15 protein-coding genes are annotated in these 12,951 nt (G+C 47.3%); 10 read left to right on the forward strand and 5 right to left on the reverse strand.

The genetic code is table 11. The features are described 5' to 3' along the window. Positions 1-11: 11 nt before the first annotated feature. From U2H13_RS03980 to nosA, 6 genes are all read left to right on the forward strand, one after another. Positions 12-1,616: a sensor histidine kinase gene (locus U2H13_RS03980; RefSeq protein WP_109566781.1), complete on the forward strand. Its 1,605-nt coding sequence runs from the start codon at positions 12-14 to the stop codon at positions 1,614-1,616. Further along, positions 1,613-2,293: a response regulator gene (locus U2H13_RS03985; RefSeq protein ID WP_046559422.1), complete on the forward strand. Its 681-nt coding sequence runs from the start codon at positions 1,613-1,615 to the stop codon at positions 2,291-2,293. Before U2H13_RS03980 ends, U2H13_RS03985 begins: the two co-directional genes overlap by 4 nt. Positions 2,294-2,305: 12 nt before the next feature. Next, positions 2,306-3,268 (forward strand): tripartite tricarboxylate transporter substrate binding protein, encoded by a 963-nt coding sequence (locus U2H13_RS03990; protein ID WP_032868872.1) that lies wholly within the window; start codon positions 2,306-2,308, stop codon positions 3,266-3,268. 192 nt (positions 3,269-3,460) lie between these two features. Next, complete coding sequence (locus U2H13_RS03995) at positions 3,461-4,759, forward strand: citrate:proton symporter (RefSeq protein ID WP_121984630.1); 1,299 nt, start codon at positions 3,461-3,463, stop codon at positions 4,757-4,759. A 51-nt stretch (positions 4,760-4,810) separates the two neighbouring features. Further along, entirely contained in the window at positions 4,811-5,605 is a 795-nt protein-coding gene (locus tag U2H13_RS04000) for an MBL fold metallo-hydrolase (RefSeq protein ID WP_031378875.1), read from the forward strand. A 123-nt stretch (positions 5,606-5,728) separates the two neighbouring features. Beyond that, positions 5,729-6,820 carry a nitric oxide synthase gene (nosA, locus tag U2H13_RS04005; protein WP_015417020.1) on the forward strand — a complete coding sequence of 364 codons (1,092 nt, stop codon included), beginning with the start codon at positions 5,729-5,731 and terminating at the stop codon, positions 6,818-6,820. Here the strand turns inward: nosA and U2H13_RS04010 are convergent. Continuing rightward, positions 6,814-7,086, reverse strand: a complete 273-nt coding sequence (locus U2H13_RS04010) for an acylphosphatase (protein WP_003155611.1) — start codon at positions 7,084-7,086, stop codon at positions 6,814-6,816. The two genes, nosA and U2H13_RS04010, sit on opposite strands and share 7 nt — an antisense overlap. A gap of 67 nt (positions 7,087-7,153) precedes the next feature. Here U2H13_RS04010 and U2H13_RS04015 point away from each other — a divergent pair, with 67 nt between their 5' ends. Then, complete coding sequence (locus U2H13_RS04015; RefSeq protein ID WP_376700684.1) at positions 7,154-7,813, forward strand: MOSC domain-containing protein; 660 nt, start codon at positions 7,154-7,156, stop codon at positions 7,811-7,813. Between the two features lie 40 nt (positions 7,814-7,853). On the opposite strand, the gene U2H13_RS04020 is transcribed toward U2H13_RS04015, so the two are convergent. From U2H13_RS04020 to map, 4 genes are all read right to left on the reverse strand, one after another. After that, the gene (locus U2H13_RS04020; protein ID WP_003155609.1) at positions 7,854-7,988 is read right to left on the reverse strand and encodes a YflJ family protein; all 135 of its coding nucleotides are present in this window, start codon (positions 7,986-7,988) and stop codon (positions 7,854-7,856) included. 171 nt (positions 7,989-8,159) lie between these two features. Further along, a complete protein-coding gene (locus U2H13_RS04025) occupies positions 8,160-8,315 on the reverse strand; it encodes a hypothetical protein (RefSeq protein WP_003155608.1) in 156 nt (51 codons plus the stop codon). Positions 8,316-8,397: 82 nt separating this feature from the next. Continuing rightward, the gene (locus U2H13_RS04030) at positions 8,398-8,709 is read right to left on the reverse strand and encodes a DUF3243 domain-containing protein (protein WP_003155607.1); all 312 of its coding nucleotides are present in this window, start codon (positions 8,707-8,709) and stop codon (positions 8,398-8,400) included. Positions 8,710-8,765: 56 nt separating this feature from the next. Beyond that, entirely contained in the window at positions 8,766-9,515 is a 750-nt protein-coding gene (map, locus tag U2H13_RS04035) for a type I methionyl aminopeptidase (RefSeq protein ID WP_029974066.1), read from the reverse strand. A 164-nt stretch (positions 9,516-9,679) separates the two neighbouring features. On the opposite strand from map, the gene nagE reads away from it, so the two are divergent. The 3 genes from nagE to U2H13_RS04050 all read left to right on the forward strand — a co-directional run bounded on the left by nagE (position 9,680) and on the right by U2H13_RS04050 (position 12,903). Beyond that, entirely contained in the window at positions 9,680-11,062 is a 1,383-nt protein-coding gene (gene nagE / locus U2H13_RS04040) for an N-acetylglucosamine-specific PTS transporter subunit IIBC (RefSeq protein WP_017419100.1), read from the forward strand. A gap of 125 nt (positions 11,063-11,187) precedes the next feature. Continuing rightward, positions 11,188-11,631 carry a YfmQ family protein gene (locus U2H13_RS04045; protein ID WP_017419101.1) on the forward strand — a complete coding sequence of 148 codons (444 nt, stop codon included), beginning with the start codon at positions 11,188-11,190 and terminating at the stop codon, positions 11,629-11,631. 121 nt (positions 11,632-11,752) lie between these two features. Next, positions 11,753-12,903, forward strand: a protein-coding gene (locus U2H13_RS04050; protein ID WP_099721935.1) for an IS3 family transposase whose coding sequence is annotated in 2 segments (ribosomal slippage) — positions 11,753-12,026 and positions 12,026-12,903 — 1,152 coding nt in all. Because the reading frame shifts where the segments join, the coding sequence is not laid out codon by codon here. Positions 12,904-12,951: the final 48 nt, after the last annotated feature.

Below are 12,951 nucleotides of genomic sequence, written 5' to 3' on the forward strand. Positions count from 1 at the left end.
CGGCTGGTGCTGTGTTGGAAGCGAAGCGGTTTTATGTCTCTCTGCAAATGAAAATCGCCGGATTAATTACGGCTTTATTAATACTTGTCATCGGAACGCTCACGGTTATATTTGCCTTTCAGCAATTAAAGGAAGGGCAGAAGCAGGCTGAACAGCTGGCGGTGCAAACGGCAAAAACCATTTCATATATGCCTCCCGTAAAAGAGGCGTTCCGGCTTGCGGATCAAGAGGCTTTTACAAAGTTAGACGTCATTGAACAAATGAAAGAACAGGCAGGCGCGCACGCCGTCTACATCACTGATCAAAAAGGGCATGTTGCATTTCATTCGGCCCGAAGCAGTATTCCGAAAGAAAATCAAAATCTGCAAAACAAAACCGTCATGTTCGGCGGGTCTCCGGTTTCCGACGGAATGAAGGCCGTCCGGGGAAGCGCCCCGGTTATTTTGGAGGAAAAAAATCATAACGAAGTCGTCGGAACGGTGACAGTCGAGTTTCTACAAGATGAGATAGAAAAAGATATGAAAGCGCATCTGCGGCATTTAGGCTATTTTGCATGTTTGGTGTTTCTTATCGGCATCGGGGGAGCGGCGGCGCTCGCAAAAAGCATCCGTAAAGATACACTCGGCCTTGAACCGCATGAAATTGCAGCGCTGTACAGGGAACGCAATGCGATGCTCCTTGCGATGAAAGAAGGGATTATCGCCGTAAACAAAGAAGGCGCGGTAACCATGATGAATTTATCTGCGGCTGATATGCTGAATCTTCCGGAACCGATGATCGGAAGGCATATAAAAGAAATCATGCCGGGCGCAAAGCTCATGCCGGTGTTGGCAGGGGGAGAAATACCGCCGAACGTGGAGGTGCGTGCCGGAGATAAAGTATTTATCTTAAATGTGAAAGAAATGAAGCAGACCGGACAAGTATACGGAGCGGTGATCAGCTTCCGCGAAAAAACGGAGCTCAAGAAACTGATCAACAAGCTGACTGAAATGAAAAAATACTCTGAGGATCTCCGGGCGCAAACGCATGAATTCTCGAATAAGCTTTACGCGATACTCGGTCTGTTAGAGCTGGGAGAATATAATGAAGCCATTGAACTGATAAAAGAAGAGTACGCCATCCAGAATGAACAGCATGAAATCCTCTTTCAAAACATTCATTCACAGCGGGTTCAGGCCATACTATTAGGAAAAATGGGAAAGGCGTCTGAGAAGAAAGTGAAGCTTTCAATAGATGAAAACAGCTTTTTAGAATCGCTGCCGGAGCATGTGGGCTCATCCCAGCTCATTACGATCATCGGAAATCTTATTGATAACGCTTTCGAAGCTGTCGCCGAAAAAGAGAAAAAAGAGGTCGCCTTTTTTATGACCGATATCGGCAGAGATATCGTCATCGAAGTGGCGGATTCAGGAGACGGCGTGCCTCAGGAAAAAACAGAAACCATATTTGAGAAGGGCTACTCTTCAAAGGGGACAAGGAGAGGATACGGCTTAGCCAATCTGAAAGAAGCCGTCAGTGAATTGCAGGGAGCGATTGAGATTTCGCAGCAAAAGAGCGGCGGTGCCGTATTTACGGTGTTTATACCGAAAGAAAGGCCAAAGGGGGAATCGGTGTGATTAACATCGCGATTGCAGAGGACGACTTTCGAATAGCGCAAATCCATGAAAAATTTATCGAACATCTTGATGGATTCAATGTCATCGGCAAAGCAATCAATGCCAAAGACACTATATCGCTGCTTGAGAAACGGCAGCCTGATCTGCTGCTTTTGGATATTTATATGCCGGATGAGCTGGGGACAGATCTGCTCCCGCTTATCCGCGGCCGTTTTCCTTCCGTTGATATCATCATTATTACGGCTTCTGCCGAAACAAGGCTGCTGCAGGAAGCGCTCAGATCAGGCGTTTCCCACTATGTCATAAAACCGGTGTCCGCACATAAATTTACAGAAGTGCTTTTGCAGTACCGTGAAAAAAGAGAATGGCTGCACTCACAGCCGGAGCTCAGCCAGTCCGTGATCGACATGTTTTTCGGAAGCGGTCAGAAAGAACAAAAACAGCACAATGATCTGCCGACAGGCATTAATTCGATTACGCTTCAAAAAATCAAAAACGCGCTCAGAACGGCCCAAAAAGGGATGACGGCTGAAGAACTGGGAGAAAAAATGGGCGCCTCCAGAACAACGGCGCGGCGCTACGCCGAGTTTCTCGTTTCTCGGGAAGAAGCGCTCGCTGAATTAGAGTACGGCATTATCGGCAGGCCGGAACGGAAATATTATTTAGCACATGAATAAGGGATGGGAGAAATGAAGCGGTTGGGAGTGCTTCTTGTCATGCTGGCGGCGCTGGTTTCTTTTGACGGACGGCAGATGGAGGGCTTCCGCTCAGCTGAAGGGCCGGTTGAAATTGTCGTCCCGGCAGCGCCTCAAGGGGGCTGGGACGTAACGGCAAAAGCTTTGCAATCGGTAATAGAGCGGAAGCAAATATTAGGCCGGCCCGTAAAGATCATCTATAAACCCGGCGGAGGCGGAGACAGCGGCTGGAAATATGTAAACGAACGAAAAACGGATGTCATCAGTATGAATTCAAGCCTGCTGTTAAGCAATGAAATTTTGGGACAAAGCCGGCTGAAGGCAGCTGATTTTACGCCTTTGGCCATTATCGCAAAAGAGTGGCAGACCGTCGCTCTTCCGAAGGATTCAAAGATAAAAAGCGGAAAGCGGCTGCTCGGCGATATTAAAGCAAATCCGGGCGGCATAAAAATCGGATTTGCGCCCGGCCTCGGAAATGATGACCAGCTCTCCTTTGCGAGAGCGGCGGAAATGGCCGGAATTTCTCCGTTTGATATCCGCTTTTTTCAATACGGAAGCAGCAATGAAGTCATTGAAGCTCTTATCAGTCACGAGATAGACGCCGCCTCAATGACCATTTCAGAAGCGAGAGACGCCTATCGGAAAGGGAAAATCACATTGGCGGCCGTTACGTCTGACAAAAGGCTCTCCGGCTTCAGCGATGTGCCGACATGGAAAGAGCAGGGGGTGCCGTTTGTCTTTGCGCACTGGAGAGGCATCATGGGGCCGAAAGACATGACCGAAGGCGAGATCGCCTATTGGGATCAGGCTTTGAAACAGATTACTTCATCCGCGGAGTGGAAGCAAATGTTGAAAAAACGGGATTGGGAGAGCTTTTATAAAAACAGCAGCGGCGCAAAACGCTTTTTAGAAGAGCAGACCGAGTTCTATAAAGAGATGATGAGCAGCGAAAAATAAGCCTTCCGCATATTTGCGGAAGGCTTTTGATTTATAAATGAACAAAATGAACGAAAAGGTTATAAAAAATTAAAAATCTTTAAAATCCAAAATATTTACTTCAATATCCAATTCTCATAAGATAGCAAAAAGGCGGATAAAGGGGATCGGGCCTTTAAAATGTAAGCGTATTCATAATAAGGGGGACATACTGTGTTAGCAATCTTAGGCTTTCTTATGATGCTTGTTTTTATGGTGCTGATTATGACAAAACGGCTTTCAGTGTTAACGGCGCTCGTATTAACGCCGATCGTGTTTGCGCTGATTGCCGGGTTTTCTTTTAACCGGGTCGGCGAGATGATGATCTCCGGTATTGAACAGGTGGCGCCTATCGCAGTGATGATTATGTTTGCGATTCTTTATTTCGGCATTATGATTGATACCGGTTTATTTGATCCGATGGTGTCGCGTATTTTAAAGCTGGTTAAAGGCGACCCGCTCAAAATTGTAGTCGGAACAGCCGTTTTGACCATGCTTGTCGCACTGGACGGAGACGGCTCGACGACGTATATGATTACGACAAGCGCAATGCTGCCTTTGTATATCATGCTCGGAATCCGTCCGATTATTTTAGCGGGAATCGCCGGTGTCGGCATGGGTATCATGAACACGATACCATGGGGCGGCGCGACGCCGCGTGCGGCGAGTGCGCTCGGCGTTGACCCGGCAGAGCTGACGGGGCCGATGCTGCCTGTCATTGCGAGCGGAATGGTGTGTATGATTGTGGTCGCTTATGTACTCGGAAGGATGGAAAGGAAACGGCTCGGGGTGATCGAATTAAAGCAGCCGTCCCATACAAATGAAACGGCTGCGGCTGCGGAAGATGAATGGAAGCGGCCGAAACTGTGGTGGTTCAATTTAATGTTAACGCTTTCTTTAGTGGGATTTTTAGTGTCAGGAAAAGTGAATTTAACCGTGCTGTTCATCATTGCGTTTTGTATCGCGCTGATTGTCAACTATCCGAAGCTTAACGATCAAAGGGAGCGTATTTCAGCCCATTCGAGCAATGTGCTTGCGATCGGTTCGATGATTTTTGCCGCAGGCGTGTTTACCGGAATTTTAACGGGGACGAAGATGGTCGATGAGATGGCCATTTCCCTCGTATCGCTTATTCCGGAACAGATGGGGGGATTTATTCCGGCGATTGTTGCCTTAACGAGCGGTATCTTTACGTTTCTGATGCCTAATGACGCCTATTTTTACGGCGTGCTGCCCATTTTATCCGAGACCGCCGTGGCGTACGGTGTAGATAAGGTGGAAATCGCCCGCGCTTCGATTATCGGCCAGCCGATTCATATGTTAAGCCCGCTCGTGCCGTCGACGCATTTATTAGTCGGGCTTGCCGGGGTCACCATTGATGAACACCAGAAATTTGCGATGAAATGGGCGGTTCTTGCCGTTATCGTCATGACGGCCTTTGCGCTCATCATCGGCGCAATCACGATTTTTTAACATAAAACACCCGGTTCGTCGCACACTAAAGGCATCAGAGGAGGTGCCATGATGAGTGATCCGTTTATGCCGCTTTTTTCAGTGAGAAGCGGTGCCGGTTTTAAAGCGGCGGACGGCGTTTACGGACTGACCGTGCAGATTGCGAATGTTTACTTTATCGAAAATCCCTCAGCTCCGCGGGAAATCATTCTGGTTGACGCGGGAATGCCTCAATCGGCGGAGATGATAACAGAAGAAATGAAACGCCGATTCAAAGAGGGGTATGAGCTGAAGGCGGTCATTTTGACACACGGTCATTTTGATCATGTCGGTGCGATTGAAGAACTGCTTGAGCTTTGGGATGTGCCGGTTTACATTCATGAAAAGGAGCTCCCGTACGTCACGGGGAAAGCGGATTATCCGCCTGCCAGGCCCGATGCGAAAAAAGGGCTTGTCGCAAAGCTGTCACCGCTGTTTCCGCGCCATACGATCCGCATTCCGTCCGTTCAGGCACTGCCTTCAGACGGTACCGTTCCGTTTCTTGAGGAATGGAGATGGGTGCATACGCCCGGCCACACACCCGGCCATATTTCATTATTCCGGGATAAAGACCGCGTGCTGCTTGCCGGTGATGCCGTGATCACTGTTGAACAGGAATCGCTTGCGGACGTTGTCATTCAAAAGCAAGAGCTTCACGGGCCGCCCGCCTATTTTACAGCGGATACGCAGACGGCGGCCGCATCCGTTCAGAAACTGGCGGAACTGGAGCCGGAAGCGCTTTTGACGGGTCACGGAATTCCGATGACGGGAAAAAACTACCGTGAGGATTTGCTTACACTGGCTGAAAAACTGCATTCCGTTTTGTGAAACACCTGCGAAAATCACAGGTGTTTTTTCTTTGCAGTTTCCAGTATGATACAAAAAAACCATTGTGTTCACACCTAAAAACGATACAATGGGAAACAGATGTAAATTGAAGGAGAGAGTTTTTTGAAACATACGGAAATACTTTGGGATGAGGCGAAGGATTTTATTGATGTCTGCTATCGGGAACTCGGAATGGAATCGCAAATCAACGCGCGACTGCACGCGATAAAAGATGAGATAGAGCGGACGGGAAGTTACGTCCATACGGCGGAAGAGCTTGAACACGGGGCGAAAATGGCGTGGCGCAACAGCAACCGCTGTATCGGGCGTCTGTTCTGGCAATCGCTGAACGTCATTGACCGGCGCAATGTGAACACGAAAGAAGAGGTGCGTGACGCATTATTTGAACATATTGAAATCGCCACGAACGGCGGAAAAATTAAACCGACGATTACGATTTTCCCTCCTGAGAAGAACGGGGAGAAACAAGTGGAAATCTGGAATCACCAGCTCATCCGCTATGCGGGATATGAGACTGAAAAAGGAAGAGTCGGTGATCCGGCATCATATGAGCTGACGGCTGTCTGCGAAAAACTCGGCTGGCGCGGAAAGCGGACCGATTTTGATATTCTGCCGCTGCTTTTCCGGATGAAAGGGGACGGGCAGCCGGTCTGGTATGACCTGCCTCAGACGCTCGTGAAAGAAGTGCCGATCACCCATCCGGATATTGAAGAGTTTGCCGATTTAAATCTCAGATGGTACGGGGTTCCGATTATCGCCGATATGAGGCTTGAAATCGGCGGACTGTCGTACAACGCGGCGCCTTTTAACGGATGGTATATGGGAACCGAAATCGGCGCAAGGAATCTTGCTGACGAAAAGCGGTATGATATGCTCAAAAAAGCCGCTTCGGTCATGGGGATTTCCGCCAGCCTGAATACCGACCTGTGGAAAGATCAGGTGCTGGTGGAACTGAATAAGGCAGTGCTCTATTCATACAAAAAACACGGTGTCAGCATTGTCGATCACCATACGGCGGCGAATCAATTTAAGCGCTTTGAAGAACAGGAACAAGACGCGGGCAGAAAGCTGACGGGCGACTGGACCTGGCTGATTCCGCCGATCTCGCCGGCTTCCACCCACATTTTCCATAAATCATATGACGATACGATTGTGAAGCCGAATTATTTTTATCAGGACAAGCCTTATCAGTAACTGATGGAAAAGGTGCGGTACCCTTTCAGACGGTGTGATTCTTCGATGGTTACGTTTGTGACATTTGAGAAGGGGCTGCCTTTTCTGACCGCTTCGGCAAATTGTTTTAACGACTCTTCAGGGCCTTCGGCAAGGATTTCCACCCGGCCGTCATCACGGTTTTTTACCCAGCCGGCTATCTTATGTCTGTCGGCTTCCATCTGGACGAAGTAGCGAAAACCTACGCCCTGAACCCGGCCGTCTGCAATCATATGATACTGAAGCATGGAAAAACCACCTTTTTCTTACTATGATAAAGGAAAGATAGGATATTTCGCAAAGGATGTGAACGAGGTGACGCAAGACTATTCTGTCTTATCTATCAATCTCGGAAAGCCCGCGATTCATGAATTTGCCGGCAGACAAATCAATTCCGGCATCATCAAGCGGCCCGCAGATTCTCCCGTCATGCTGTATAAAACCCATTTTGACGGGGACGGGCAGGCTGATCTGAAGCATCACGGAGGTCCCGATAAAGCGGTGTGCGTGTATCCCGCCGAGCATTATTCATATTGGGAAACAACGCTCGCGAGAAAACTTCCCGCCGCCGCGTTCGGAGAGAATGTAACGGTCAAAGGACTGGCCGAACAAGACGTGTGGATCGGCGACGTCTTTCAGCTGGGGGAAGCCGTCGTTCAAGTAAGCCAGCCGCGCCAGCCCTGCGTCAAACTCGCGCTCAAATATGGCATCAAAGATATGGTGCTCCGTGTACAGCAGACGGGATTTACCGGCTTTTATTTCAGGGTGCTTGAAGAAGGATATGTCGATCCGCGTCCCGTCCTCAAGCGTCTGTCGAGAGGCAAAGAAAGCATTTCCGTCTGGTATGCGAACGAAGTGAAATACCGTGATTCAGGCAATCTGTCAGCGATTGAAGAAATACTGCGGGAAGAAGCGCTGTCAGAAAGCTGGAGGGAGTCCTTCCTTAAAAATAGGGACAGGCTCACTAATGTATAGAAAAAAAGCCGTGCTGCACTGACAGCACGGCTGATTTACGTTATGCTTGTTTCTTTGTTTCCAGCAGATTGGCAAGGAAGTACTTTTTGAAGCTTTGAAGCTTTCTTCCTTCATAGTGGGTAATTCCTTTTTTCTTTAACTCTTCTACATACCAGCCTTTACTGCCATAATGCATGTCAGAAAACTCCTTTCTCCCCTGGGGAGAGTTTCTTCAGTTTTTGCCAAACTTTTGGCATTGTAACATCTATAAAAAGACGCTGAAAAGGGATAACGCAAAAACTGAGCCTTTCGATTCAGAGATGTAAAGCTTTCTTACATATATATGTAAAGGGCGGTCTTTTCATGCTTAATGGCCGGTTAATTTTAACAGCACCGTTCCGAGTGTCATGATTCCGAAAACGACGCCGAAATAAATCAGCATCCCCTTCTTTTTCTTCACTCCGTAAACGGTGAGAATGATGCTTTCAATAAAGAAAATAAACCCGAAGATAATAAACCACATGTTGAAAAATGGCTCCTTTCACAGACATATGTCCAGTGTAGCACAACTCTTATAACGGAGCATAAAAAAGCCGGGCACTGTATCAGTGTCCGGCAAGTTTGACGAGAAGCTGGGCCAAATGCTGTTTTTCATTGTCATCCGCAATGTCCCACAGTTCTTGTAAGAGTTTTTCTTCCGCATTGCGGGGCTCCTCGTGTTTGGCGAGATAGTCCCCGAGGATGGCGGCGCTTTTAATGATTTTGCTGTCATCCAGACCCAGTTTTTTTCCGGCGGAAATTTTCTGATGAAGGTACGCCTTAAATTCCTCGAAATCCTCTAAAATCTGCTGTTTCGTTACGCCGTGCATGGCGTGTATTTCGTTTTCGATTTTGATTTTTTCTTTATCTTTTTTCATGCGTCTCCCTCCTTCGGGTTAGTTGTTGTATACCTGTTTGGGAGGGAGATGAAACATTACAATGCAGTTAAAATAATCGGTTTGTCTTTTGTGATCACGATGGTGTGTTCCACTTGGGCGACAAGGCTTTTATCCGGCGTTTTATACGTCCAGCCGTCTCCCGTTTCAACAATCGTTTCCGCTTTCGTGGAAATAAACGGCTCAAGCGCGATCACGGTTCCGTTTTTAAACAGCGCGTTATCAAACGGATCGTAGTAATTCATGATGTGGTTCGGCGCTTCATGGAGGTTTCTGCCGATTCCGTGGCCCGTCAGCGTTTTAATGACGGTAAATCCGTTGGAGCGGGCTTCATGGTAGACGGCTCTGCCGATCTGATTTTGGCGTTTGCCGGCTTTTGCCTGATCCAATCCTTTCTGAAATGCGGATGCTGCGCAGTTACAAAGCTTTTGCAGACGTTCATCGCCTTCTCCGAGCACAAATGAAATGCCCGTATCGGAATAAAAACCGCCGAACTCCGCCGAAATATCGATATTTACAAGATCTCCGGCTTTTAAGATTTTAGAGGCGCTCGGAATGCCGTGAGCGACTTCGTCATTTACGCTGATGCATGTCACGCCCGGGAAATCGTATTCCTTCTCCGGAGCGGAAGCGGCTCCGTGCTCGTCAAGCACAGCCTTTCCGATCAGGTCAAGATCTTTCGTGCTCATGCCGGGCTCGGCTTTTTTCTTCATTTCTTCACGCGCCAGCGCGACGATTCTGCCGATTTTTTTAAGGCCTTCTAATTCTTGATCGTTCGTTACAATCATTGTCATTCCCGCTTTCTATTTTTAATCATCTGATTCAAGCTTACCACAACTGGTTTATAAATAGAAAACCAACAAGCCTTATGTGAATAAATGAAGGAAAATTGGTATAGATCACTAGATAACTTATGTGGTATATTTAAGAAAAAAGAAGGGGGATGGGTAAAATGCTTCAATTTTTGCAAAAACTCGGAAAATCATTTATGCTTCCGATTGCCGTTCTGCCCGCCGTTGGTATTATTTTGGCCATCGGCAGAGAGGACTTATTAAATATTCCGTTCATTTACGCGGCGGGGACCGCGGTATTTGATCATCTGCCGCTGATTTTCGCGATCGGAATCGCGATCGGGATTTCCAAAGACAGCAACGGGGCCGCCGCTCTGTCGGGAGCCATTTCTTATATCATGCTGGACGCGGCTGTAAAATCAATCAATTCGACAAATAATATGGCCGTTTTCGGAGGGATTATCGCGGGGTTAATTGCGGGATACACGTATAATCGCTTTAAGGATACGAAGCTGCCCGAATATCTCGGGTTTTTCAGCGGGCGCAGGCTCGTTCCGATTGTAACGGCGCTGATTACCATTATTTTGGCGGGGATCTTCGGATTTGTGTGGCCGCCGATTCAGTCGGTGATTACGTCCTTCGGGGAATGGATGATCGGGCTTGGCGGGATCGGCGCCGGGATTTACGGGATTTTTAACCGGCTTCTGATTCCATTCGGTCTTCATCATGTGCTGAATAATATTTTTTGGTTCCAGTTTGGCGATTTTCACGGAAAAACGGGAGATCTGGCCCGCTTCTTTGCGAAGGATCCGACGGCGGGAACTTATATGACGGGATTCTTCCCGATTATGATGTTCGGGCTTCCGGCTGCATGTCTGGCAATGATTGCCGCGGCTAAGCCAAGTAAGCGCAAAGCGACGGCCGGAATGATGATCGGTCTCGCGCTGACGGCATTTATTACCGGAATTACAGAGCCGATTGAATTTGCATTTATGTTTTTATCACCGCTTTTGTACGGGGTTCATGCTATATTAACCGGGTTCTCTTTATTTATCGTGAATGTTCTCGGAATCAGGTCAGGTTTTTCATTCTCGGCGGGGGCGATCGATTATCTCCTCAGCTACGGCATTGCCGAAAAACCGCTTTTGCTGCTCGTTGTCGGGCTTTGTTATGCGGTGATCTATTTTGTCGTATTCTATATGCTCATCAAAACGTTAAACTTGAAAACGCCGGGACGGGAAGATGATGAGGAAGAGGAAGAAGTGCTTAGTGAAGATACGGCCGGTTCCGTCGAAGAACATGCCATGCTCAAGGGGCTCGGCGGCAGGCAAAACCTCGAAACGATTGATCACTGTGCGACCCGCCTCAGGCTGACCGTGCAGGATACGTCTCTCATTAATGAGGCGGCGCTTAAAAAAGCGGGAGCAAAAGGGGTTATCAAAACGGGGAATAAAACGGCGCAGGTCATTATCGGGCCGAACGTCGAATTTGTCGCGGAAGAGCTGAGAGAAGCCGTCAGCCGTGACGACCAGAAGCAGACTTGAAAAATCCGGATCACCTATGTGATCCGGATTTTTTTGAACATATATCAAGTTTCACATAATGTACAAAAAACAATGTTTTCTTCTATGTTAAGATTCATGTAGAACAAGTATGGAGATGATGTAAGGTGACATGGATTGCAGTTGTTTCAATTGTTGTCATAAGCCTGATTAAGATTTTGCTGACATGCCTTCCTACCGGAGCGGTGGAATGGATTCTCCGCAAGTTTGAAACCCATTCAAAGCTCAGTGACGCGTCCGCTGCCGTTTCCCTCGGCGGAAAACGTCTGGAAGGCGAAGACAAACGCCGGGTGATTGATGATTTTAACGATGCCGTGTTTATCGAACGGCATTATATATACCCAGGGGATGAAGAGCGTTATCTTCATCCGCAAAACGGAGCCGATCCGCTTGTCATTAAGACGAGAAAAGGAAAAAAAGATGTGACGGTGTTTGTATACAGCTACGAAGATCATGTAGATGTCGTCAAACAGCAGAAAAAGAAAGTCGTCGCTTATTCAGTTCTTTCCGACAGCCTGCAAAAGCGCTCTATGGCCGCTGCCGGGAGCTGAACATAAAAAAGCCAGATCATTGATATGGGACTGACCCCATAAGATGAGACAAACAAAAAACACCTTCAAGTTTGAAAACGGATGATTGTTAGCCGAAATTAGACTTGGAGGTGTTTTTTCTATGGGGACAAGAGTGAGTTATCCGGTTGAAGTGAAACAGAAGGCTGTAGAAATGAGATTGGCAGGCGTGCCTATGAAAGAGATCATGCAGGAATTGAATATTAAGAATAAGACACAGGTTCAGACATGGGTTAGATGGCATAAGACTGGGGATACACATCGATTCGAACAGCCTGTCGGAAAGCAATACACTTACGGAAAAGGCCCGGAGTATTCTTCCGAATTAGAGAAACTGCAGGCAGAAAATCGTTATCTGAGACAACAGAATGAAGTTTTAAAAAAGTGCAACGAATTGGAAAGGAAGCTGATAGCGAAACGCCAGTCGAGCTTGTAGAAGCATTGCGCGGCACAATGACCATACAGGATATCTGTATTCATTTAGGTATCTCACGAGCATCTTATTATCGTTGGAAGAAGAATCTGATGAAAGATAACCCTAAATACCATTTAGAAAAACAAATCGGCACGTTGTGCCGAGAACACAAGTTTCGATATGGCTATCGGAAAATCACAGCCATATTAAAAAAGGGAATGCGTGTGAATCATAAAACGGTTCAGCGCATTATGCAGAAGAATCAGTGGCAATGCCGGGTTAAGGTGAAAAAGCGCAAGAAAGATGGGCAGCCATATGCCGTGGCCGAGAATATATTGGATCGAAACTTTCAGTCTGAACGCCCTCTGGAAAAGCTAGTAACGGATATCACATATTTGCCTTATGGGCAGAAACAATTGTATCTTTCCAGTATATTGGATTTATACAATGGAGAAGTGATTGCTTTTACAATTGGCGATAGACAGGACACAGACTTTGTCTTACACACACTTGATCAGCTGCCCGCACTGCCAGAGAACTGCGTGTTACATAGTGACCAAGGTTCTGTTTATACATCTTATGAGTATCAGAAAGCTGTTAAAACAAAAGGCATTACCATGAGCATGTCCCGCAAAGGGACGCCCGCTGATAATGCCTCCATCGAATCGTTTCATTCCTCACTAAAGTCTGAAACGTTCTATCTTAACAGCATTGATCGAACTACGACGACCATCGTAGAACGCACTGCCATAGAATACATTCATTATTATAACAATATTCGTATTCAAACGAAACTAAACAGCCAATCGCCGATACAATATCGGCAATTGGCTGTATGAAGGTGTTTTGATCCCTGTCTCAAAAACAGGGGTCAGTCCCATATGATC

Origin of the sequence: Bacillus sp. A1 (assembly GCF_042296235.1) — a bacterium.
Taxonomy (GTDB): Bacteria; Bacillota; Bacilli; order Bacillales; family Bacillaceae; genus Bacillus; species Bacillus velezensis.

What these genes read in the sequence shown, in the direction of transcription:
- U2H13_RS03990 (WP_032868872.1), top strand. Translation starts at nt 2,306, where the DNA reads ATGAAGCGGTTGGGAGTGCTTCTTGTCATGCTGGCGGCGCTGGTTTCT.
- U2H13_RS04000 (WP_031378875.1), top strand. Translation starts at nt 4,811, where the DNA reads ATGAGTGATCCGTTTATGCCGCTTTTTTCAGTGAGAAGCGGTGCCGGT.
- U2H13_RS04010 (WP_003155611.1), bottom strand. Translation starts at nt 7,086, where the DNA reads ATGCTTCAGTATCATATGATTGCAGACGGCCGGGTTCAGGGCGTAGGT.
- U2H13_RS04020 (WP_003155609.1), bottom strand. Translation starts at nt 7,988, where the DNA reads ATGCATTATGGCAGTAAAGGCTGGTATGTAGAAGAGTTAAAGAAAAAA.
- U2H13_RS04025 (WP_003155608.1), bottom strand. Translation starts at nt 8,315, where the DNA reads ATGTGGTTTATTATCTTCGGGTTTATTTTCTTTATTGAAAGCATCATT.
- U2H13_RS04030 (WP_003155607.1), bottom strand. Translation starts at nt 8,709, where the DNA reads ATGAAAAAAGATAAAGAAAAAATCAAAATCGAAAACGAAATACACGCC.
- map (WP_029974066.1), bottom strand. Translation starts at nt 9,515, where the DNA reads ATGATTGTAACGAACGATCAAGAATTAGAAGGCCTTAAAAAAATCGGC.
- nagE (WP_017419100.1), top strand. Translation starts at nt 9,680, where the DNA reads ATGCTTCAATTTTTGCAAAAACTCGGAAAATCATTTATGCTTCCGATT.